Origin of the sequence: Klebsiella sp. 10-1 (assembly GCF_009758445.1) — a bacterium.
GTDB classification, from domain to species: domain Bacteria; phylum Pseudomonadota; class Gammaproteobacteria; order Enterobacterales; family Enterobacteriaceae; genus Klebsiella; species Klebsiella scottii.
The window spans coordinates 313167-334111 of record NZ_WQRE01000004.1 but is presented as its reverse complement, the minus strand read 5'-3'; the positions used below and the strand labels follow the sequence as shown (position 1 = coordinate 334111).

General features: G+C 57.7%; 21 protein-coding genes and 1 pseudogene. 11 read left to right on the top strand and 11 right to left on the bottom strand.

The window, feature by feature from the left end:
- Window positions 1–150 precede the first annotated feature (150 nt).
- The 7 genes from hcp to pckA form a co-directional block, all read right to left on the bottom strand.
- Window positions 151–642, bottom strand: a complete 492-nt coding sequence (hcp, locus tag GO007_RS17135; protein ID WP_095101945.1) for a type VI secretion system effector Hcp — start codon at window positions 640–642, stop codon at window positions 151–153.
- 3 nt (window positions 643–645) lie between these two features.
- The gene (locus tag GO007_RS17130; protein WP_095101943.1) at window positions 646–2358 is read right to left on the bottom strand and encodes an OmpA family protein; all 1713 of its coding nucleotides are present in this window, start codon (window positions 2356–2358) and stop codon (window positions 646–648) included.
- Window positions 2355–3044, bottom strand: coding sequence for a type VI secretion system protein TssL, short form (gene tssL / locus GO007_RS17125; protein ID WP_095101941.1), 690 nt, complete (start codon window positions 3042–3044; stop codon window positions 2355–2357). The genes GO007_RS17130 and tssL overlap by 4 nt, the downstream gene beginning before the upstream one ends.
- Complete coding sequence (tssK, locus tag GO007_RS17120) at window positions 3041–4381, bottom strand: type VI secretion system baseplate subunit TssK (RefSeq protein WP_095101939.1); 1341 nt, start codon at window positions 4379–4381, stop codon at window positions 3041–3043. Before tssK ends, tssL begins: the two co-directional genes overlap by 4 nt.
- A 17-nt stretch (window positions 4382–4398) precedes the next feature.
- The gene (gene tssC / locus GO007_RS17115; protein ID WP_095101937.1) at window positions 4399–5949 is read right to left on the bottom strand and encodes a type VI secretion system contractile sheath large subunit; all 1551 of its coding nucleotides are present in this window, start codon (window positions 5947–5949) and stop codon (window positions 4399–4401) included.
- 37 nt (window positions 5950–5986) lie between these two features.
- Complete coding sequence (tssB, locus tag GO007_RS17110) at window positions 5987–6484, bottom strand: type VI secretion system contractile sheath small subunit (protein ID WP_095101935.1); 498 nt, start codon at window positions 6482–6484, stop codon at window positions 5987–5989.
- 579 nt (window positions 6485–7063) lie between these two features.
- Window positions 7064–8707: a phosphoenolpyruvate carboxykinase (ATP) gene (gene pckA / locus GO007_RS17105; protein WP_095101933.1), complete on the bottom strand. Its 1644-nt coding sequence runs from the start codon at window positions 8705–8707 to the stop codon at window positions 7064–7066.
- Window positions 8708–9019: 312 nt separating this feature from the next.
- Between pckA and GO007_RS17100 the strand changes: the two genes are divergently transcribed.
- Complete coding sequence (locus GO007_RS17100; RefSeq protein WP_095101931.1) at window positions 9020–9913, top strand: LysR substrate-binding domain-containing protein; 894 nt, start codon at window positions 9020–9022, stop codon at window positions 9911–9913.
- A 105-nt stretch (window positions 9914–10018) separates the two neighbouring features.
- On the top strand, window positions 10019–10717 hold the full coding sequence (locus GO007_RS17095; protein ID WP_095101929.1) for an RluA family pseudouridine synthase: 699 nt from the start codon (window positions 10019–10021) through the stop codon (window positions 10715–10717).
- Window positions 10718–10738: 21 nt separating this feature from the next.
- On the opposite strand, the gene GO007_RS17090 is transcribed toward GO007_RS17095, so the two are convergent.
- Together GO007_RS17090 and GO007_RS17085 are read right to left on the bottom strand one after the other, a co-directional pair.
- Complete coding sequence (locus GO007_RS17090; RefSeq protein ID WP_095101927.1) at window positions 10739–11056, bottom strand: cupin domain-containing protein; 318 nt, start codon at window positions 11054–11056, stop codon at window positions 10739–10741.
- A gap of 123 nt (window positions 11057–11179) precedes the next feature.
- Window positions 11180–12004, bottom strand: a complete 825-nt coding sequence (locus tag GO007_RS17085) for a helix-turn-helix transcriptional regulator (protein WP_095102282.1) — start codon at window positions 12002–12004, stop codon at window positions 11180–11182.
- A 131-nt stretch (window positions 12005–12135) separates the two neighbouring features.
- On the opposite strand from GO007_RS17085, the gene GO007_RS17080 reads away from it, so the two are divergent.
- The 7 genes from GO007_RS17080 (at window position 12136) to GO007_RS17050 (ending at window position 18140) form a co-directional block, all read left to right on the top strand.
- Window positions 12136–12876 carry an AzlC family ABC transporter permease gene (locus tag GO007_RS17080; protein WP_095101925.1) on the top strand — a complete coding sequence of 247 codons (741 nt, stop codon included), beginning with the start codon at window positions 12136–12138 and terminating at the stop codon, window positions 12874–12876.
- A 1-nt stretch (window position 12877) separates the two neighbouring features.
- Window positions 12878–13198, top strand: a complete 321-nt coding sequence (locus tag GO007_RS17075; RefSeq protein WP_095101923.1) for an AzlD domain-containing protein — start codon at window positions 12878–12880, stop codon at window positions 13196–13198.
- 178 nt (window positions 13199–13376) lie between these two features.
- Window positions 13377–14465, top strand: coding sequence for an ABC transporter ATP-binding protein (locus GO007_RS17070; protein ID WP_095101921.1), 1089 nt, complete (start codon window positions 13377–13379; stop codon window positions 14463–14465).
- Window positions 14458–15087 carry an ABC transporter permease gene (locus GO007_RS17065; RefSeq protein ID WP_095101919.1) on the top strand — a complete coding sequence of 210 codons (630 nt, stop codon included), beginning with the start codon at window positions 14458–14460 and terminating at the stop codon, window positions 15085–15087. The genes GO007_RS17070 and GO007_RS17065 overlap by 8 nt, the downstream gene beginning before the upstream one ends.
- The gene (locus GO007_RS17060; protein WP_095101917.1) at window positions 15087–15755 is read left to right on the top strand and encodes an ABC transporter permease; all 669 of its coding nucleotides are present in this window, start codon (window positions 15087–15089) and stop codon (window positions 15753–15755) included. Before GO007_RS17065 ends, GO007_RS17060 begins: the two co-directional genes overlap by 1 nt.
- A gap of 99 nt (window positions 15756–15854) precedes the next feature.
- Window positions 15855–16754 (top strand): ABC transporter substrate-binding protein, encoded by a 900-nt coding sequence (locus GO007_RS17055; protein ID WP_095101915.1) that lies wholly within the window; start codon window positions 15855–15857, stop codon window positions 16752–16754.
- 45 nt (window positions 16755–16799) lie between these two features.
- Window positions 16800–18140, top strand: coding sequence for an NtaA/DmoA family FMN-dependent monooxygenase (locus tag GO007_RS17050; RefSeq protein WP_095101913.1), 1341 nt, complete (start codon window positions 16800–16802; stop codon window positions 18138–18140).
- Window positions 18141–18175: 35 nt separating this feature from the next.
- Here the strand turns inward: GO007_RS17050 and GO007_RS17045 are convergent, their stop codons facing one another.
- Window positions 18176–18976, bottom strand: coding sequence for a phosphate/phosphite/phosphonate ABC transporter substrate-binding protein (locus tag GO007_RS17045; RefSeq protein WP_095101912.1), 801 nt, complete (start codon window positions 18974–18976; stop codon window positions 18176–18178).
- Window positions 18969–19952: a fatty acid desaturase gene (locus GO007_RS17040; RefSeq protein ID WP_095101910.1), complete on the bottom strand. Its 984-nt coding sequence runs from the start codon at window positions 19950–19952 to the stop codon at window positions 18969–18971. The genes GO007_RS17045 and GO007_RS17040 overlap by 8 nt, the downstream gene beginning before the upstream one ends.
- 124 nt (window positions 19953–20076) lie before the next feature.
- Here GO007_RS17040 and GO007_RS29600 point away from each other — a divergent pair.
- Window positions 20077–20446: pseudogene (locus tag GO007_RS29600) on the top strand (aminotransferase); the annotation flags it as partial.
- 49 nt (window positions 20447–20495) lie between these two features.
- Complete coding sequence (locus tag GO007_RS17030; protein ID WP_095101908.1) at window positions 20496–20939, top strand: 6,7-dimethyl-8-ribityllumazine synthase; 444 nt, start codon at window positions 20496–20498, stop codon at window positions 20937–20939.
- Window positions 20940–20945: the final 6 nt, after the last annotated feature.

The following is a 20945-nucleotide window of genomic DNA, read 5'->3' as shown; positions in this document are numbered from 1 at the left end:
TTCGGGCACGCTACCGCCCATCGCTTTTCCTTGTCGTAAGGAACCTAAAGCGCATCAGGTCAGATTTCTCGTTTACGGGATGTTTTACTCAGTACCCGTCGGGCAGATACTCAGGAAAACTGCGGACAGGTTGCCCCGTCCGCATCAGGCTTACGCGGTGGCGCGTTCGTTCCAGGAGTCGGAATGAATGATGTTGCCGTCTTTGTAGGTCCAGGTGATTTTTTCGTAACGCAGCTCAATCTGCTCGAGGTGGTTATGCTTTTCGTAGGCAGGATCCTTGATGTCGTGCATTTTCGGCGCGACCTTCACCAGCTTGACGTTTTCCAGTTTGGTGTTGAAATACTCCACCTCCTGACCCGCATCGTTGATTTTGTACCACCTGAATTCGGCGGACTTCAGGGTCTGGCCGGTAGTCACCGCCTTGTACAGATACGGGCTGGAGGAGTCGATCTCCTTGGTGAACAGGAACGGCGTGTGAATGCGGGTGCCGGTCAGCTTGCCGGTATTATTGTCGGTCGGGATGTACAGGTTGTGCTCCTGCGCCACCACCTCGATGCTGCCTTCACGATCTTTCACGTCGACGGAACCTTTAATATCCGCACCGCCGTCGTCTTTCAGCCAAAGATAAACAGGAATTGCCATGAATTACTCTCCATTGTGTTGTGATGCGCCATCATCCGGCGATGGCGCCTGGGGGGTGCCCGGTATCTGGCAGGCGTTCGCCTGCGGTACCAGACTGATTTCGACACGGCGGTTCAGCGCGCGGCCTTCCGGCGTGTCGTTGGTCGCTATTGGGCGGCTTGCGCCGTAGCCCTGCACCGCAAAACAGCTTTCCGACACGTCGCCGGTATCCCGCATCCAGTTCCGCACCGCTTCGGCACGTTTCAGGGACAGCGTCTGATTGAGTTGTGGATTGCCGGTGTTATCGGTGTGCCCTGCGACCACGATCAGCCAGCCCGGCTTGGCCTTGACGCCAACCAGCGAATTGACCAGCATTTTGGTGGAGCCGGCTTTCAGTGCGAAACTGCCGGAATCGAACAGCGACATGCTGTCGAGACGGATAATTTTCGGTATTGGCGCCGACTTTGCCTTCGGTTTTGGCGGCGATGGCGGCGGCACATAAGAGCGGATCGCATTCAGCACCGGCACGCGTAATCTTTCTCCCTGATACAGGCCAAGCCTCATCCGTAGCGGTTCGCCGTTACGCGCCCAGCCGTCCAGCTGAGCGGCATCCTGGCGTAAGATCTTGACCGCATCGGCTTTCGGCCCGTAGTCGTCCATGGAAAGTCGGTAATAATGGGCTATATCGAAACTCAGACGGTGCAACAGCTCACGATTGTTCCAGCCGCTGCTGAGCAGAGCCGCAGCGGACGCCAGGGTGAAAAGTCCGAGCGCACAGCGCCAGGCGCGGCCGCGGGGCGTGAGGCCCTGGCTTTCCGGTAAGTGCGGAAGGACAAAGTCCGGGAACGGAGACGCACCCCTGGGGCCATCCTCCACGGGTAGCCAGCCCGCGACGTGCCGCATGGCGGTGTGTCGTGTCAGCCAGGCGCTCCAGAGGGAAGAACTGAGACCGCCAGAGAGGGTCGGCCCAATCCCCCATAACATTGCGGCGGGCGCAATTTGCGGGATATCCGGATTCTTATCCGTAAACACCGCGTTGACGTGGCTTTGGGACCAGGTCATCAGGCTGTTCATCAGCACCTGCTGCTGCATGACCACCGTGCCACCGGTCGTGACCCATGCAGAAACGGGACCGGGTGCTGAGGACTCCCGCCAGACGCGGCTCCCTTCCCCTGGAATAGCAACCTGCCAGAGCATGTCATTCATCATCGAGCTGCCGGCCCGGACGCACAAAACCAGCGGTACGGTATGTCCGGTATCGCGACGCAGCTGGCTGATAAACCAGCGCAGGGCCAGCAGACGGCTGGTCAGGGCTTCGCTGTCCGCATGCTTCTGCGGACAGATGCTAACCATCACCGAAAGCTGACGCCCCCAGTTCGGACGCAGCCATAACAGCTGCCGGGCCACCTGCTCCAGATTCTGACTCTCGTCGACCCTGATCCAGCATCCCTGTGTGACGGTAAGCACCTGAGACTGCTCAGGCCAAACCTGCGGCAGATCGCCGCAGACCAGCACTACCGGCTGGCGATACGTGGCCTCAGGAAGATTATCCAGCCGTAGGGGCACTTCCTGCTCACAGCGCCGCCTTGTGGTATATCCAGTTGCAGCAATTAGCCCCAGCCCAGCCAGCAGCATGAGAATGGAAACCAGTCGGGATGCCGGCAGAAACCCCAGACACACGACGGCGGTCAGCAGAGCCGCCCACAGCGCAAGTCCACGCCGCTGCGCCGGACTCATTTCACGGTCCCAGGCAGCAGGGCTGCCAGCATCTGATCGAGCCAGTAGCTCAGTACCCACCACAGGCCAGCGAGCGCCAGAATGCTGATGCCGATGCGTACGGACCATGAGGACAGCCAGCCGCCCATAAACCGCCCTGCCCGGCTTTCAGCCATTACCATATGGGTCTGTGGATAGCCGAAGGGGGAGGTATGGTCATTCAGTGCCAGTATCAGTTTCTGTCGTTCGGGATCGTTCAACGAACGAAAATCACCGAGGAACCCCAGCATCATGACGCGCTGAAAGCAGGTGAGCACCGCATCGTCAGGTGCAGGCTCACGCAGCACGTCGCGCATACGGTCACACAGTGTATCGCCGGCATCCATAGTGCCGAGGAAGTGCCCCTGCAGAGGAATGTCATACCACTGTACGCAGGCGTCATCCTCTATGCCGCGCCCTTTAACCGCCTCATCAAGCAGGGCACATTGTGCTGTGAGAATATGCTGGCAGCTGGCGTCATCCAGTTCGCTCTCCTTCAGCGCGCGCTGTACGCGCTCCACGTCAGCGACACAGCGCTCCCAGAGTAATCGACCTTCCCCTTCCTGAAACTGTGGGCCATAACGCAGGCTGATAACCTGCAGCCAGGTATCCTGCAACAGCGCATCAATATCGATGGACGCGGCAACGCCGCGTTTACGCTCACTCATGTTCTCAGTACCGCAAAGAGCTCAAGTTCAGGCTCGCCGAGCATTCCCGGGACATAAAACATGCAGCAGCCGCCTTCGAGCATGTCGATTGCCAGGGGATGGGATACATCAAGGCTGAAATACTGATTCTCCAGACGCAACGGAATAGCGGCCGGTACATGACGTAGCGGTGTCAACGGCACCCCTACCCGCGAGGAATTGACGATACCCCGGACGTGATCCGGGCTGCCCACCTTGCACTGGCGCGGGAACTGTTCCTGCAACTGCGCCACCGGGATGCGGGAACGTACAGATAAGTAGTAGTCGGCACTTTCGCGCAGACGGGGATCGTGCAGACGCGCCTGCCAGAAATGCAGGCGCTTATCGTACTCAAGTTCAACGGACACCACCCGTGACGGCAGGCTTGCTTCCAGCAGGTCGCTCAATAAGTCAAACAACGGCGGAAAAACGGCGCTCAGCCGTTCGTGATGCCAGAGCGGAATAGCGCTGACCTGATGCTCAAGGGAGAATGTAAGCAGGCTGCCGGCAAGCCTCGCCAGTTCTGGATACAGACGCTCAGCCGGGCTCTGCGGATAACGCAGAAACTGGCCGAGTACCGGTTCCGCACTGTTCAGGGCATTTAGCAGCCAGAAAAGAGACACGTCGGCCACCGCAAAATCTGCCATCCGCGCATTGCTTTCCCGGCGCATGGCCATCAGACGGCTCAGGCGGGCTCGCAGCTGGATCATCAGCTGTTCGAGCTGGGTCATCAGCCAGCGGCTGCTCTGTACGGATAGCAGCGGCGGGAGGAAACAGCCATCAAGCTCCCAGATACCCTGCGAATCCTGTTGCAGACGGGCCACCGGGCAGGTCAGATAATCACTGTTGTTCTGATGAGCAAAGCGTAGCGTCAGTTCGGGCTGCAGCACCGCAATCTGGCGGGTGTCCACATCATACTGGTTGCGTACGTCCCGCCAGCACTGGCGGTAACGTACCGGACGTTCGGCCACTTCATCGGATTTAAGGCAGTTACCGCCATTAGCCCGTAGCAAGGGCAGTGCCAGCACCACCACGATGTCATGTGATTCGCCGTCCAGTGACAGAACCGGCGGCAGCGCATCGGCATTATCCGTATCAATAAGCGTACCGTCCTGAAAACGGACATGCAGCTTACGGGCCTGAAGACGACCGAGTTTCAGTATGTCCGGTTCAAAGGTCGACTCAATCACCCCCCAAGGATGATTGAGTCCCAGTCGGGCAATGCATTCCACAGACCAGGCCGCATACGCAGCCTGTTGCTGGAAGTGCTGGGGAGAGACCATGATGCCCCTGCCCCACAACGGTTGTTCCGTTTTCATCGGCTTCCTGCCTTACGTTACGCTTTCGCTTTCGGCATCTGGGAAACCAGCGACAGATTGACGTCCATGCCTTCGACCTGGAAGTGCGGCACGGCAAACAGCTTCACGCGGAAGAAGCCCGGATTGTCCTCTATATCCTCAACTACCACTTTTGCATCGCGCAGCGGGTGTGAAGCCTGAAGTTCATCGCCCGGATCGGTCATTTCGGTCACCAGGCTACGCACCCAGGTGTTGAGCTCCAGCTCAAGCAGGCGACGATCCTTGGTGGTGCCGATGTTTTCACGCTGAATAAGCTTCAGGTAATGCGCGATACGCGACAGCAGGAAGATGTAGGGCAGGCGCGAGTTAATCCGGCTGTTTGCGGTAGCTTCCGCAGTGTCGTACAGCGCCGGTTTCTGGGCCGAGTTGGCCGAGAAGAAGCAGGCGTAATCGCGGTTCTTGTAATAGGAAAGCGGAATAAAGCCGAGACTGGCGAACTCAAATTCGCGGGTTTCCGGCAGCATCACCTCTGACGGAATTTTCACCTGATTGCCGGTGCCGAGGTCATACAGATGAATGGGCAGATCCTGCACAGCGCCACCGGCCTGCGGCCCTCGGATCTGCACGCACCAGCCGTTGTTGATGAAACTTTTCACCATATTTGCGGCAAAGGCGAAGGAGGCGTTGGTCCACAGGTATTTATCGTGTTGCGGCCCCTTCACCTCTTCGACGTAGTTGAAGCTGCGCACCGGCACGGTATCCGGACCATACGGCAGGCGGCCCAGCACGCGCGGCATCACCAGACCGATGTAGCGAGAGTCGTCGGTGTCGCGGAAGTTTTTCCATTTGATATACTCGGCGCGATCGAAGTAGTTGCCGATATCTTTGATGGCCGCAACCTGCTCCATGCTGTCCTTTAAAAAGAACTTCGGTCCCGCAGAGCCAATAAACGGCATGTGCGCGGCGGCGGCGACTTTTGATATATTACGCATCAGCGCCACATCCTGAGCGGATGCATCGAACTCATACGCGGAGATAACCGCGGCAACAGGTTCACCGCCCGGGGTGTCGTATTCCGCGATATACGTCTGCTTATACAGCCCGCTCTGAATAATTTCCGGAAAGTCCTCGAAGTCCTGGCGCAGCTCCTCTTTAGACAAATCGAGTAATTCCAGCTTTACGTTCTGGCGAAAATCGGTTTTATCAACCAGCGATTTAAGCCCGCGCCAGATGCCCTCAGTGCGCTGAAAATCCGGGTGATGCATGACTTCATCAAGCTGACGGCCGATCTGAAAATCCAGCTCCGCAATATGCTGGTCGAGGATCGTCTTATCCAGCTTCTCCACTTTGTGCCCGGATTTTTGCAGACACTGCATAAATACTTTCACCGCGGCGGTCACGCGGGCATCAACGGAGGTTTCCGCCATCACGGTAGTATCATCAAAACCGTTTAAATCACCGAGTTCAGCCACCGGCGTTAAATTAATTTTGTCAAACAGGGAGGCATATACTCCACCCTGAGGCAGGTATTTTTCGACAGTGGCGTCACCCGCCAGATTCTGGTATTCATTATTGACTGACATTAGCATTTACTCGTCATTATTCCGTGAAAAGAACTTCCAGTAATTAATCCTGGGCCGGGGCAAGCGCATTCAGCTCATTGCGCAACTCTTCGGAAAGCGCGGGATCTTTTAATATGGTTTCCAGCTCTTTCCGGAAAGTCATATTATCAAGAAGATTTGATTTCAAATCGCGCAGCAGATTGCGCATAGAGAGCATTGCCCGAAGCTGCGGTATTTGACGTGCCACCGCCTCCGGCTCAAAATCCTTCATATTCTGAAAATACAGCTTCACATCTTCTTCAGAACCATCGTTGGCGAGGGTGTTTTTAACGGTGAGATTTACTTCGGGATTAAGATTAGCCAGGACGCTGTTAAAATTGTTCTTGTTGATGTCGATCTTATCGCGCTCAGAAAGCATGCCCTCTGCCTTGCCGTTACTGAAGTCACCCACGCTCAGGAGCTTTAACGGTAGCTCTACTTTCTTCTGGACTCCCCCGGTCAAAAGATCCAGTTTTATATTTACACGCGCACGAGGTATTTCGTTCTGAAATGATTCAGACATATATACTTATCTCCTGAATAAATTAATCACTTAATCTTAAATATTGTTACCATAGCGGATGTGGCTTTTTTGTTTTTACTCTAAATTTATCGCCACGTAAAGCATCAATAATTAAAATAACCCTTAACAGCAACCGCTAATTAAAACTCACCGCGCCATAAGCCCGACATAACAGGCCTGGAACGACGCCGACCGTCAATGTTTATTTGAAATAAAACCACGCAGCATAAAACAAATAACATTCACATCAGCAATAATGGCAATTCGATTAATAACTGAAATAATAAAACATTATTTTTCAAGTCCAATACTGGACATTTAAAAAATCACAAGCGGCATAGATCGTTTAATTTACTGCTGATATATGAAAATAATCGGCTGGATTGAAGGCGGGCAAGCTGCCAGCAGGATGCCCCTGATCATTAAGGCTAACGGATCGCGTCAACGGGCAAGCGAAAGCTGAGGTGGCCGACATTTACCGCTAAAACGCGGTCAGTCGGCCCTCAAAAAAGAAAAAACCCGGACGGCAATCGCTTTGCCATCCGGGTTTAGAGCGGGCTACGCTATTTACAGCGCCAATTAGTTCGCCGTAGCGGCGGACGGTTCAAGTTTTGGGCCCGCCAGAGCCAGGCGCGCGCCGGCCTCGGTATCGCTATATTGGCTGAAGTTATCGATAAACAGCTGGGCCAGACTTTCGGCTTTCTCCTGCCAGCCGTCGGCAGAGCTCCACCCGCTGCGCGGATCGAGCAGCGCGCCGTCAACGCCCGGGATATTCTCAGGAATTGCCAGGCCAAAGACCGGGATCGTCTCGGGGCGCAGAGGGCCGGTGGTATCGTTTAAGATAGCGCTGATAATGCTGCGGGTATCGCGTAACGACAGGCGTTTCCCTTCTCCGTTCCAGCCGGTATTAACCAGCCAGGCTTCCGCGCCGGCTTCCGCCATTTTTGCGGCCAGCACGCTGGCGTACTGCGTTGGGTGTAGCAGCAGGAACGCCGCGCCGTAGCAGGCGGAGAAAGTTGGCGTCGGCTGGGTGATACCGCGCTCGGTCCCGGCCAGCTTCGAGGTGAAGCCCGACAGGAAGTGGTACTGCATCTGTTCGGTCGTCAAACGTGACACCGGCGGCAGCACGCCGAAAGCGTCGGCGGCGAGGAAAATCACCCGCGCCGGATGGCCGGCACGAGATACCGGTTTGACGATATTTTCGATATGCGACAGCGGATATGAAACGCGGGTATTTTCGGTCTTACTGCCGTCGGCATAATCCACCGTGCCGTCAGCTCTGACTACCACATTTTCCAGCAGCGCATTGCGGCGAATCGCCTGATAAATTTCCGGTTCCGCCTGCGGATCAAGATTGATGGTTTTGGCGTAGCAGCCGCCTTCAAAATTGAATACGCCATCGTCATCCCAGCCGTGCTCATCGTCGCCGATAAGCTGGCGCAGCGGATCGGTGGAAAGGGTCGTTTTGCCGGTACCGGAAAGGCCAAAGAACAGGGCCACGTCGCCCTCTTCACCGCGGTTAGCCGAGCAGTGCATTGAGGCAATGCCCTGCTGCGGCAGCAGATAGTTCATTACCGAGAAGAGCCCTTTTTTCATCTCTCCGCCGTACCAGGTGCCGCCAATGAGCTGAATTTTCTCGCTCAGGTTAAATGCGACAAAGTTTTCAGAGTTAAGGCCCTGCTCCTGCCACTGGTCGTTGGTGCAGCCCGCGCCGTTGAGGACGACAAAGTCCGGCGTGAACTGCTCCAGCTCCTCAGCGTCGGGAACGATAAACATATTTTTGACGAAATGAGCCTGCCACGCCACCTCGGTGACAAAGCGCACGCCGAGGCGCGTATCAGGGCTTGCCCCGCACCAGGCATCAACCACATACAGCTTTTTGCCGCTCAGCTGTCCGGCAACCCGCGTTTTGAGGCTGGTCCAAATCTCCGGCGTTAACGGTTTATTGTCGTTGCGGCCAAGCCCGGCATCGGACCACCAGACGGTGTCGCGGGTCAGGTCATCCCTGACGATATATTTGTCGCGCGGCGAACGTCCGGTAAATATCCCGGTATCAACGGCTACGGCGCCGGATGCGGTCATCACGCCGCGCGCTGCGCCGGTGAGTTCCGGGCTGGTTTCATGGGCAATCAGCAGGTCGTAATCGGGGTTATAAAATAACTCGCTGCTATCCTTAATGCCAAGCTCCAGCAGAGCCTGTTTTACTAATTCAATACGTGGCATGGAACTCCTGACAAACAACTGGCTAGTAAGATGTATTCATTATTTCAGCCCGCTATTGCGTTCTTCTGTAAATTCCCTTCTGGAAAAAATCCACAGCAAAATGAAATAACAGGATGAGCCGCCTGGAGCAGCGATTTTATAACGGTGCTCGTAGGGTATCGCCTGTACTTTACTAATACTCGTATTTACAACTAAGGAATACGCTAAATCTGAGAAAAATGTTAACACCTGTGATTGGTTATGTTAATTGCATAGTTTCTATGCGTTATGCTAAAATTGCATAGCATTAAATACAGCGTAAGGAACGGGTCCGTGCTGGCGAATCTTGAAGTGAAGTGGCTGTACGATGTCATTGCTCTGGAGGAGTCCAGAAGCTTTACTCTTGCGGCTAAAACCAGAAATATATCGCAGTCCTCCTTCAGCCGCAGGATTCAGGCGCTTGAAGCGTCGCTGGGCTTCAGCATTTTCGACCGCGGGGTTAACCCGCTGCAGCTCACCACCCGCGGAAAGATCTTCGTCGGCTATGCGCGAAATATGCTGGACGACATGGATTTTCAGATTAGCCGCATTAAGGGGCTAAATAATACCACCCAGAAAATAAGAATCGATGCCGCTCCGTCGCTCTCAGTTTTGGTACTTCCGGAATTAATTGCCGGCTACACCGACATAAAAAATAAAACCTTCCATGTAGAATCGATTAACGTTAACGAGGCCGTATTTAACCTCAAGGAAGGCAAAAGCGACTTTATTCTGTCGTTTTATAATGAGGAGTTAATGAACTATCCGTTTATTAACCACAAAATATTTGACTCCTCGGTACATCTTGTTTCGCCCTGCGATGATAGCGGCAGGCCGCTCTTTCATCTGCACCGCGGCGTCTTGCCGCTGATGAGGTATGCCAACGATAGCTATATGGGGCGCCAGGTCAATCAGGTTATCGACCGCACGCCGGGGATCACCTTCTCGCTAACCTTCGTCTCTTCGATGAGTGAACTGCTTAAACGCATGATCCTCAACGGCGACGGCGTGGGCTGGCTGCCGCAATACTCTATCCAGCGCGAGCTCGATGAGGGCCGCCTGGCTATTATGGACGCCACCCTCTCGCTGCCGATCGGGGCATATATGTATCGTTCCGGCTCGCGGCTGAACCAATCGGCCGAGCGCTTCTGGCAGCATATTAAATCCCGAAACGCCCCGCACGCCTGAGGAGCATAATCGGCGATTTGCGCGAATTGCCGGTTAAATAACGAATTCGCCAGCTGACTGAAAATTCGCTATCATCCGCATCCCCTTTTCCAGGCGTGCCGCCCGATGTCCACGATCGTTGATACCTTTATTGCCCCGCCGTGTCATGCAGAGATTGAGATCCTCTATCAGGACGATCATCTGCTGCTGATCGCTAAACCCGCCGGCCTGCTCAGCCTCTCGGGCAAAAACCCGCGCAATCTCGACTCGGTGCACCATCGGTTAGTCCAGACTTTCCCCGGCTGTACCCTGGTTCATCGTCTCGATTTCGGGACTTCCGGAGTGATGGTGATCGCCCGCAGCAAGGCCATCAACGCTGCCCTTTGCCAGCAGTTTAGCCAGCGCGCGGTGAGCAAGGTCTACAGCGCGCTGCTGTGCGGGCACCTGGCCGATGATGAAGGCGTGATAGACGCCCCCATCGCGAAAGACCCGGCGCTGTTTCCGCTGATGACCATTTGCGCCACCCGCGGCAAGCCGGCCCGCTCCCGCTATCGGGTGCTTGAGCGCCTGTATCGCCTGCGGGAAGACGGGACTCAGCTGCCGCTGACCCGGGTGCAGCTGACCCCGGAAACCGGGCGTACCCATCAGCTGCGCATTCACTGTCAGCTTGCAGGTCACCCTATTCTAGGCTGCGATCTCTACGGCGGCCTGCTGCTGCCGGGCACCGAGAGCACGCCGCGCCTGATGCTGCACGCCAGCGAGCTGCGTTTTACTCACCCGGTCAGCGGAGAGTTTATCAACGCCAGCAGCGCCAGCCCGTTCTGAAACCTGCCCGGTCGGCAGCGATTAAGACAGGGGCGCGTCCCAGATATCAACCAGCAGCAGCGTACCGAAACTCCCGGTCGGTACGTGGTGCACGGCGCCCTTCGGCACAAAGCAGTAATCGCCGGCAGCGAGGTTGAACCGCGTGCCGTCAATAACCAGCGGAAGCTCCCCTTCCAGCACCAGCAGCAGTTCGTCGAAATCAGCATGCGCTTCGGGGGCGATACCCTCGCCGCCCATTTTTATGACCTTTATTGCGCTATTGCCTACCGTTCCCAATACCCGCGAGCGCCAGACCTGCTCCAGTCCGGCGGCGATCCGGTAAACAGAGTTAATCTCCATCAATGCCTCCTGCAGGGAATGCCAGCCGCAATAAATAACCGATCGGCGCCGTCGCGCAAATGCGGATATGTTAGTTGCATACGCAAAATCATTCGCTTTGCCGGGGAGAGTCTGACAGGTGGCCTATATCGATGAGGTCGCAAAGGCGCCGGGCGTGATGCCGAAATGCAGGCGGAAGTATTTAATCAGGTGGCTTTGATCGTAAAATCCGACGTCCGTCGCCACCTGCGCGGCGCCGAAGCCTTTCGCCAGCAGCCCTTTGGCTCTGACCAGGCGCAGCTGCGTCAGGTACTGGTGGACCGATAGCCCGGTCTGCGCCTGGAAGGTGCGCATAAAATGGAACTCGCTCAGCCCGGCAACCTCGGCAATCTCCTTAACCGCCAGCGGCTGCTGATAAGCACAGTGTAAAAACTCGATGGCGCGCCGAATATCGGCGCGGATCGCGTCCCGTCGGCCGCCGCGGGCGCTGCGTCCGGCATAGCGCCCCACCAGCATATTCAGCACCTGGTACATCAGGCACTCTTTTTCCAGCGGGTCGCGGCTGGCGCCAAGCACGGCGGAGGCCTGCAGCATGCTGCGGGCCATCAGCGGATCGTGCCGCATCCCTTCGCCGCCAAAATGGACCTCGCCGGTGCCGGTGAGTACCGTTGCGGCCACCTCATCAATCAGCTGCGCCGAAGGATAAAATGCGCAGTAATCCCAGCCTTCATCGCGCTGTACCGCTTCGCCGGTGTGCACTTCGCCGGGCATGATCACCATCACCGTCCCCGCCGCCGCGATACCGCGCTCCCGGCAGATGCGCGTGCGCTGGGCCCCGCGGGCGAAAGCGGCGATCACATATTCATTATGAAAGTGCGGCGGATAGCTGTGCTCGTAGCAGGAGGCGCGGAGGATCTCCATCCCGCCGTGAAGCTCGCTGTCCCGCCAGAGCTTGATATCATCCCGCATCTCTTTCACCATGCCGGTACCCTTTTTATTGCGCAATATTGCTATTTCAATCAATGAGCAGGATTTTACTATAGCGATCCTCGGGATTTCTTAAGATTATCATTCAGTGATGCACAATTCGGGACTATTTGATGTTGATGAATAAGAAGACCTCGCCCAGGGATGAGGCAGCGGCGGAGTTTCGCGCGGGCATTATCGCCTGCCTGCCCACAATTCCCGGCTACTGGAGCATTGGGTTTGCCGCCGGAGCGATCGGCACATTATCCGGGTTCACCACCGCGCAGACGGCTTTACTGGCGAGCGCGCTGTACGCGGGCTCCGCCCAGTTCCTGTTTTATTCGCTGTGGGCCACGGGCGCCGAAGTCGCCTCGGTGGTGCTGAGCGTGCTGCTGGTGAACCTCCGCTATCTGCTGATGAGCTCCGCCATGAGCGTATTCTTTCGGGAATACAGCACCGGGCAAAAAATTATCAGCGGGCTGCTGCTGACCGACGAAACCTTCGGCGTCGCGGTCCAGCGCGGCAGCGCGCACAACAAAGTGCCCTACGCGTGGATGCTCGGGCTTAACGTCGCCGCGTGGCTGAACTGGATCCTCGCCTGCGTGGTGGGCGCAGGATTAGCCTCCGCCCTTCCGCCGTCGCTGATGGAGGGGCTGAGCTTCAGCCTGGTGTCGATGTTTATCGGGCTGGTGCTGATGATCTGGTTTGCCAGCCGACGCAAGGCGCTGGAGGCCTTCAGCATTGCGACGGCGGTGGTCATCACGCTGTTCACCGCCGGGCACACCGATATGAGCGTGGTGGTCATCGTGGCGGCATCGGTCGCGGCAACGCTGGCGACGGTCGGGCTGCGCCTGTCGTCTAAAGGGGAAAAATAAGATGGAACGAAATATCATCCTTGCCATTCTCGCCTCCGCGCTGGTCACCGCGCTGATGCGCACGGTACCTGTGTTACTGCTTTCGCGATTTCGCCTGGCGCCGGTTCTCCAGCAGTGGCTGAGCTTTATTCCGTCAGCCATTATGGCGGCAATTATCGCCGCGGAGCTGCTCGGCAAACCGGCGCTGAGCGGTTCGGGCATCAGTATTTCGCTGCTGGCCGCCGCCGCCGCGACGGTGGCCGGTGTACTCACCCGTAGTCTGTTTGCCACGGTGATTGCGGGGATGGTCGCTTTTTCCGCACTGAGCTACCTGCTGCTTTAATTCTGCTCCTCGGCCACGCTCCGCGTGGCCTTTTCATTATCAGTTTTACCCAACGCGTTAAATTCAAATAGCGGCATTGCAAATGCAAATATCATATTTGCTCGTTAATCACCGCCTCTGTAGCTTGTAGTTTATTCATGCTTTCCATGAAATAAACTTCAGGGCGCGACGGCGGCACATGATTAAACTCGAAAATATCCATAAGACCTACCCCGGCAGCGCGCATGCGGCAATTAGCAATCTTAACCTGACGATTAATAGCGGCGAACTGTGCACCTTCGTTGGCCCCAGCGGCTGCGGTAAAACCACCCTATTACGGATGATTAATCAGCTCGATAAACCGGACTCCGGTCACGTCTACGTTCAGGGAGTAAAAATAGCCGATAGCGATATTATCCAGCTGCGCCGCAAAATTGGCTTTGTGATGCAGAGCGCGGCGTTATTTCCGCACCGCACGGTGGCGCAAAATATCGCTACGGTGCCGCGTCTGCTCGGCTGGAGCAAAACGCAGATCCGCGCGCGCATTGCCGAGCTGGTCGATTTAATGTCGCTGGACCGCCTGCTCCTTGAGCGCTATCCGCACCAGCTTTCCGGCGGGCAGCAGGGACGCGTCGCCATCGCCCGGGCGCTCGCGGCCGACCCGCCGGTGCTGCTGATGGATGAGCCCTTTGCCGCTATCGACCCGCTGGTGCGCGAGCGCCTCCAGGACGAGCTTCTGCTGCTCCAGCAGCGCCTGCATAAAACGATCGTGCTGGTGACGCACGATATTAACGAGGCCATCCGCCTGGGCGACAGAATTGCCATTTTCGAGGAGGGCGGCGTGCTGGCGCAGTTTGCCTCCCCTGACCATATTTTATCGCACCCGGCCAGCGAGTTTGTCCGCCGCTTTATTGGCCCCGAGCCCAACCTCAAGCGGCTGGGCATGATTCAGGTAGGCCAGCTTCCGCGCCATGACGTGGCGCTGGTCGATGAGCAATATACGCCTATCGCCAGCAGCCACCCGACGCTCAGCAGCTCGCTGCAGCTGATCCTCGATAAGCACCAGCGCCCGCTGCAGTGGTTCGACCCGCACAGGCGAATCTCGCTGCCTGTCACCCAGCCGCTGGCCGCGCTGCATAGCCTGCGTTTTGCCTACAGCGCCCTGCTGGATGCGCCGGGCGGCGTGCTGGTGCATGTCGACAGCAGCGGAAAATATCAGGGCGCCATTTCGCACTCGTTGCTCCAGCACGTGCTGGATGGTCTGGTGGAAATTCGTCGTTATGGTTGACTGGCAGTGGATCGTCGACAACCGGATGATGATTGGTGCGCTGCTGTGGCAGCATACGCAGCTGGTGGTTATCTCGCTGTTTTTTGGCACCCTGCTGACGGGATTACTGATTATCCTGACCCTGCGCTGGCCGAAGGCCGCACAGCCACTGCTCTATCTCTGCGGGGTCCTGTTTACGATCCCCTCGCTGGCGCTGTTCATTTTACTGCTGCCGTTTACCGGCCTGTCGCTGACCACCTCAGTCATCGGCCTGACGCTCTATTCCCTGCTGATCCTGCTGCGCAACACCCTTGCCGGCATCGAGAAGCTGCCGGCGGCGGTGCTGGAGTCGGCCCGCGCGCTGGGCTACACCCGCGGCTATCGTTTTTTCGATATTGAGCTGCATCTGCTGGCGCCGTCGCTTTTTGCCGGTCTGCGCATTGCCTCAGTTACCCTCGTTGGTCTGGTGACGGTGACCGCGCTCATTGGCCAGGGCGGGCTGGGGCAGCTGCTGCTGGCGGGGTTTAACCAGGATTTTATCACTCCTGTCATTGTCAGCCTGGCGTTGAGCCTCGCGCTGTCGCTGTTATTTGACTCTCTGATAGCCCGCGTTGGCTATTGGATTACGCCCTGGGCACGCTGATGGACATCATACAGGCAACGCTGGGCTGGTTTTTACAGCCCGAACACTGGCTCACCGACAGCGGTATCCTGGTGCGCCTGCGGGAGCATATTTATTACGTTACGCTGAGCATGCTGATCGCCTCGGCCATTGCCCTGCCCACGGGGATCGCTCTTGGCTACTGGCGAAAAGGCGCCTTTATAATCATTAACTTATTTAATATCGGCAGGGCTATTCCGGCGCTAGGATTAATTTTACTGTGCATTCTTTTATTTGGCTTTAACGATATTCCGCTATTCGCCGCGCTGGTCGCCATGTCCGTTCCGCCGATTCTCACCAACGCCTGGGTCGGGATCTATCATGCCGACCGCCAGCTATGCGATGCGGCGAAAGCGCTGGGCATGACGCCGCTGCAAAGCCTTTGGCAACTGCGGATCCCGCTGGCCGCGCCGCTTATTTTCGCCGGGATGCGCACGGCGCTGGTACAGCTGATCGCCACCGCCGTCGTCGCGGCCTATGCCGGGCTCGGCGGCCTCGGCCGCTTTCTGATCGACGGACTCGGCCAGCGCGATATTCCCCAGGTGATCGCCGGCTCGCTGGTGGTATCGCTGCTGGCCATCGGCAGCGAGCTGCTCTTTTCATTCATTGACCGGCGCTTCACCCATACCGTCAGCACCCCGGAGTATTAATTTTTTATCACCCGTAGCGGCGTCCCGAATATTTCAACCGGGCCGCAGCGTACCCGTGGCTTAACGCATCACGGATATTTATACACTTAGCGAGGCACTATGCAGAATATATTAGCTTTCCCTTTTCATCATCGCCGTTTTCGCCTGTCCCTGTTAGCCGTCGGTTTACTCAGCTTAAGCTTTAGCTCATTAGCGGAAAGCGTCACGATTGGCGGCGCTAATTTCACCGAGAGCTCTATTCTCGCTAATATTTATGCCAGCGCGCTGAAGAAAAATAATATTGAGGTCAGCACGCGGCTTAATCTCGGCAACCGCGAGATTATTATTCCGGCATTAAAGAGCGGCGAAATTGATATTGTGCCGGAGTATCTTGGCGCCCTGCTTAACTATTACGACGGTAAAACCCTGGCCACCAGCCAGAGCGATGTCAGCGCCGAGCTTGCTAAAGCCCTGCCCGCCGACTTCGCGCTGCTGACGCCTTCGCCGGCAACCTCGATTACCGCATGGGCCGTTCGCGCCGACACGGCGAAAAAATACGGTTTGAGTAAGCTTTCCGATCTGCAGCCCATCGCTCATGAGCTGACGATCGGCGGGCCGCCGGAGCTGGCGGTACGCGCGCTCGGCCTGCCGGGCCTTAAGCGCGTCTATGGAATCGAATTTAAGGCGGTAAAGTCTCTTGATATGGGCGGGCCGCTGACCCGCCTGGCGCTCAACTCCGGCAAAATCGACGTCGCGACGGTTATCTCCACCCAGGGCAACCTGGCGAAAGAGGACTGGGTGGTGCTGGCCGACGATAAGCACGAGCAGCCGAGCCAGAACGTGGTGCCGCTGGTGCGTAAAGCCAGCCTGACGCCGACGGTGAGCAAGGTGCTGAACGAGGTATCCGGCAAGCTGAATAACGCCGCTCTGATTGAGCTCAATCAGCAGGTCGATCTGCAGCATAAAGACCCGGCAGCGGTTGCCGAACAGTGGGTTAATACCCATCTGGCAAGCCACTAATCTCTCCATGCCAGGGATCGGCAATGACAGGAAACGAGCCGCAAAATGTCTGAAAATCATATGATTCTGAACCTGTTTTTCTTTAATCCGCAGGGGGATTACCGGTTCTCATGGCGCCATCCGCAGGCGCCGGGCAAAGAAATTTTCACCCTCGGCTACTACGCGGAGCTGGCGAAGAAGGCCGAGGCCGCCACCCTTGACGCCATTTTCATCGCCGATCACATCGCCATCTGGGATACGGTACCCAGCGGCTTAACCCACTACGCGAACGCGCGCCTGGAGCCCATTACCCTGCTCGCCGCCCTCGCCGCCGTGACCGAACATATTGGCCTGATGGGCACCGCCTCCACCTCCTACAACGAGCCTTACAACCTTGCCCGCTATTTCGCCTCGCTGGACTTCCTCAGCAACGGCCGGGCGAGCTGGAACGTGGTCACCTCGTGGCTGGAAGAGGAAGCGGCGAACTTCGGCCTCGACCAGCTTCCGCAGCACGGCAACCGCTACCAGCGCGCCGGGGAGTTTATCGATGTCGTCACCCGGCTTTGGGACTCCTGGGAGGACGATGCCGTGCTGTATGACAAAGCGAGCGGCCTGTTTGCCGACGCGCCGAAGGTGCACCACCTCAACTATCGCGGTGAGTTCTTTAACGTTCGCGGGCCGCTCAACGTCCCGCGCCCGCCGCAGGGTCATCCGGTGCTGGTCCAGGCGGGATCTTCCGAGGCGGGGAAAAACCTCGCCGCGGCGTGGTCAGATATGCACTTCGTATTTATTCAATCCATTGCCGAGGGGCTGGCCTATCGTCAGGAGATGAATCAGCGGCTGCGGGACTACGGGCGCGATCCGGCGCACTTTAAAATCATCGCCGGCGTTCTGCCCGTGGTGGTCAATTCCGACGCCGAGAAGGAGGAGCGCCAGCGGCTGAACGAGCGTTTGATGAGCGACCAGATGGCGATAGATCTGCTCTCATCCTATCTGCGGATGGATTTAAGCGCCCACTCGCCGGACCAACCCCTGCCGCCGCTGCCGGACGAGGAGACGTTTGACGGCATCCGCACCGCGCTGCGGCTTATCCGCCACTACGATCCCAGCCTGACCGTTCTGCAGCTGGGCCGCCTGCTGCTGCAAAGCTCTGACAGCTGGCTGCTGATCGGCAGCGCGGAGGAGGTCGCCGACGCGCTGACCGCCACCTGGCGCGCCGGAGCGGCGGACGGATTTAACCTGATGTTCCCGCTGCTGCCGGGGGATTTCGATCGCTTTGTCGACCAGGTGGTGCCGATTCTGCAGCGTAACGGCGCGATGCGCACCAGCTACCCGCCGGGCACGCTGCGGGAGAAGCTCGGGCTACCGGCGGCGGAAAACCGCTTTGCTGCGGCCGATCCGCGCTAGCCCGCGCCGAAGGAGGCCCGGCCTCCTTCACAAACTTACAGCCGGGTCACGCCCCTTGTCGCCGCCTCGGCGCGCCACGCCAGCAGCTGCGCATACGGCTGGCGCGTCACGACGCTAAAATCGTCGATCAGCTGCGCCTCGCAAATATCCCGATACTGCGCCCCGCTAACCAGCTGATGCAGCGCCTCGCGTAAGAGCGCAATCGTCGCCGGCGGCGTATCCTTGCTGCTTATCAGCGGCAGCCCCGGCGCCGACGGGCTGCGTCCGATAACGCACAGACCGGCAAGCAGCGCCGGTTCGTGGCGCTGCAGCAGCGCCCAGCTGACGCAGTCAATTGCCGCAATATCGGCGGTTCCCTGCTGTAATTCAATCAGCGACTGGCGGTGGCTGCCGCTCCAGCGCACGGCGGAAAAAAACCGGCCGCTCTCGGCCAGCGGAGCCACCATGTTCCGCAGCGCATTGTAGCCGGACTGCGAATCTGGCGAATTGCAGACCGCCCGCCGCTGGCGAAAATCCGCCAGCGTCCGATGCTGATTCACAGCCTGGCTCACCAGCAGGCTGCGGTAGTTCACGCCTTCACACCCCGCCGCCGCGTAGTGAAAACAGCCGACGATCTGCACCTCCGGGAGCAGGGTCACCAGCGGATAGCCGCAGGTCTGGCTCAGCAGCAGCTGCGGATCGCGCCAGTGGTTCAGCAGCTCATCCCGGGGCCATCGCGTCGGCAGGTCCTCCACCGCCACCCCGCGGGCCGCGAGGATCTCGCGCAACGCCAGCCACAGCGCCCGCGTCTCTTCATGATTAACCGCATACATGGGAAAATCGACAACGTTACTCATGGTTCTCCCCCGCGCCGCTCTGCTTTTTAACGCCGGGATGGGCGTTCACCTCTACCGCACGGAACAAAAAGCGCCGCAGCCATTCGCCATAGCCGCGCACCAGAAATCCGTGGTTACGCTGCCGGTAGTTCTCCCGTTCGAGCAGATAAAGTTTACGCAATCCGTACCAGGGAACCCCCGGCAGGTCGTGATGGACTGAATGATAGTTCAGGTTAAGAAACAGCACGCGCCACGGCAGCCCCGCTTCATTAATCACCGAGCGCGCCAGCGGATCGTCGGCGGCCCGATGCTCAAGGAAGGAGCGAACCTTGGTGAGCGCCAGCGCCGGATAGCTGACGACGGCGACAAAATAGAGTGGCGAAAAATCAACGCGCGCCATCAGCGCAAACAGGCCGGCCAGCAGCAGGCCGTGCGTAGTCCACATCGCCATCGCCGCCTTCTGACGCAGGCGAAAAGCGCGCCATGCGCTGACGAGCGTTTGCGCAATATCCAGCAGCGGCGCCAGCAGCAGCCGTCCGATAAAGGTGTTGCGCAGATGAATCACCTTGCGCTGCCAGGGCGCGAAACGCCGCCAGCTCTCGGCGGTAAAATAGTAGGATTCGGGATCATCGACCGGTATCGTGAGATGGTGATTATCGTGGTGCGCGAGATGCGAATCCCGGTACAGGCCGTAGGGATACCACACCGCCAGCGGCAGGATGCCCAGCAGCTGGTTCAGCCGCGGCCAGCGCGTCGGATGGCCGTGTATCAGCTCATGCTGTAAAGACATATACCAGGCGCTAAACCAGATCAGCAGCAGCGTCGCCGGCAACAGCCCCAGGGTTTGCCAGTACGCGAGGGTGGCGAACCAGCCGCCGTAGATGGTGATAATCAGGAGCCAGGTCGGAAGTTCACTGCGCCATAGGCGGCTGCGTGAAAGCTGGTGAATCAGGTCGCGCTGCTGGGGGTGCAAATAGACAGACGTTTTTTTTGCCATTACTGCAAATACCGTTTCCGCGTTATCTTTTATCCTTCGAAGATGTGAGATAACACGGAGAATAACAAAGTATTTAAATCACTTAGCTTTGCCAGAACCGCGAGCTTGGCGAAGCGCTTGCAGGGCGCTGCCGATGCGGATGATGGCGGATATTGACCGCGGAGACGTCACCTCCCCGACCCGCGCGACTATGACCCCTATGCCTGGGCCGAAACCGTCCCCCGCGACTCGCCGATTATCCATATTAAACAAAGCATGTTGGATAAAGGCGGGCATCGACCGTTTACATTACAGTATAATGTTAACGGACGGATCCAACCCGAACCGCTGCCCGGCGCGCTCATACGCGGCGGCGCCGAGGATAACGAGATCTGCCTTGAGCTCAGTTTTAAAGAACGCGAACCGACCGATAGCCAGGTTGTCGCCGATATCGCTGAAAGCGTGGCCTTTTCGGCCCCGACATCGATAGCGGAGTCGAGGATCTGCAGGTCTAAATGATTGGGTCCGCATCGCCTGATGCCGACCGTTTAACAGGAGTGTGTCATGCCATCGTTAAGAGTCGCCTTTATCAAAGCCAACTGGCACGCGGAAATCGTCAGCCAGGCCGAGACCGGTTTCCGCCAGGAGCTGGATCGTCAGCAGGCAGAATACGCTGTCGATAGCTGGGATGTCCCCGGGGCGTTTGAAATGCCGCTGCTGGCCCAGCGGCTGGCGAAAAGCGGCAACTATGATGCCATCGTCTGCGCCGCGCTGGTGGTTGACGGCGGGATCTATCGCCATGACTTCGTGGCCCAGGCCGTGGTCAGCGGTCTGATGCAGGCGCAGCTGGCGACGGAAGTGCCGATGTTCTCGGTCTCTCTGACGCCGCACAACTTCCAGCCCGCCGCCGAATTTATCGATTTTTATCGCGAGCACTTCGTGAAAAAGGGCCAGGAAGCGGCGAAGGCGGTACTGCAGATCCATCGTCTGCAGCTGTCAAAAGCCTGAGAAGAT

What these genes read in the sequence shown, in the direction of transcription:
- hcp (WP_095101945.1), bottom strand. Translation starts at nt 642, where the DNA reads ATGGCAATTCCTGTTTATCTTTGGCTGAAAGACGACGGCGGTGCGGAT.
- GO007_RS17130 (WP_095101943.1), bottom strand. Translation starts at nt 2,358, where the DNA reads ATGAGTCCGGCGCAGCGGCGTGGACTTGCGCTGTGGGCGGCTCTGCTG.
- tssL (WP_095101941.1), bottom strand. Translation starts at nt 3,044, where the DNA reads ATGAGTGAGCGTAAACGCGGCGTTGCCGCGTCCATCGATATTGATGCG.
- tssK (WP_095101939.1), bottom strand. Translation starts at nt 4,381, where the DNA reads ATGAAAACGGAACAACCGTTGTGGGGCAGGGGCATCATGGTCTCTCCC.
- tssC (WP_095101937.1), bottom strand. Translation starts at nt 5,949, where the DNA reads ATGCTAATGTCAGTCAATAATGAATACCAGAATCTGGCGGGTGACGCC.
- tssB (WP_095101935.1), bottom strand. Translation starts at nt 6,484, where the DNA reads ATGTCTGAATCATTTCAGAACGAAATACCTCGTGCGCGTGTAAATATA.
- pckA (WP_095101933.1), bottom strand. Translation starts at nt 8,707, where the DNA reads ATGCCACGTATTGAATTAGTAAAACAGGCTCTGCTGGAGCTTGGCATT.
- GO007_RS17095 (WP_095101929.1), top strand. Translation starts at nt 10,019, where the DNA reads ATGTCCACGATCGTTGATACCTTTATTGCCCCGCCGTGTCATGCAGAG.
- GO007_RS17090 (WP_095101927.1), bottom strand. Translation starts at nt 11,056, where the DNA reads ATGGAGATTAACTCTGTTTACCGGATCGCCGCCGGACTGGAGCAGGTC.
- GO007_RS17085 (WP_095102282.1), bottom strand. Translation starts at nt 12,004, where the DNA reads ATGCGGGATGATATCAAGCTCTGGCGGGACAGCGAGCTTCACGGCGGG.
- GO007_RS17080 (WP_095101925.1), top strand. Translation starts at nt 12,136, where the DNA reads ATGTTGATGAATAAGAAGACCTCGCCCAGGGATGAGGCAGCGGCGGAG.
- GO007_RS17075 (WP_095101923.1), top strand. Translation starts at nt 12,878, where the DNA reads ATGGAACGAAATATCATCCTTGCCATTCTCGCCTCCGCGCTGGTCACC.
- GO007_RS17070 (WP_095101921.1), top strand. Translation starts at nt 13,377, where the DNA reads ATGATTAAACTCGAAAATATCCATAAGACCTACCCCGGCAGCGCGCAT.
- GO007_RS17065 (WP_095101919.1), top strand. Translation starts at nt 14,458, where the DNA reads ATGGTTGACTGGCAGTGGATCGTCGACAACCGGATGATGATTGGTGCG.
- GO007_RS17060 (WP_095101917.1), top strand. Translation starts at nt 15,087, where the DNA reads ATGGACATCATACAGGCAACGCTGGGCTGGTTTTTACAGCCCGAACAC.
- GO007_RS17055 (WP_095101915.1), top strand. Translation starts at nt 15,855, where the DNA reads ATGCAGAATATATTAGCTTTCCCTTTTCATCATCGCCGTTTTCGCCTG.
- GO007_RS17050 (WP_095101913.1), top strand. Translation starts at nt 16,800, where the DNA reads ATGTCTGAAAATCATATGATTCTGAACCTGTTTTTCTTTAATCCGCAG.
- GO007_RS17045 (WP_095101912.1), bottom strand. Translation starts at nt 18,976, where the DNA reads ATGAGTAACGTTGTCGATTTTCCCATGTATGCGGTTAATCATGAAGAG.
- GO007_RS17040 (WP_095101910.1), bottom strand. Translation starts at nt 19,952, where the DNA reads ATGGCAAAAAAAACGTCTGTCTATTTGCACCCCCAGCAGCGCGACCTG.
- GO007_RS17030 (WP_095101908.1), top strand. Translation starts at nt 20,496, where the DNA reads ATGCCATCGTTAAGAGTCGCCTTTATCAAAGCCAACTGGCACGCGGAA.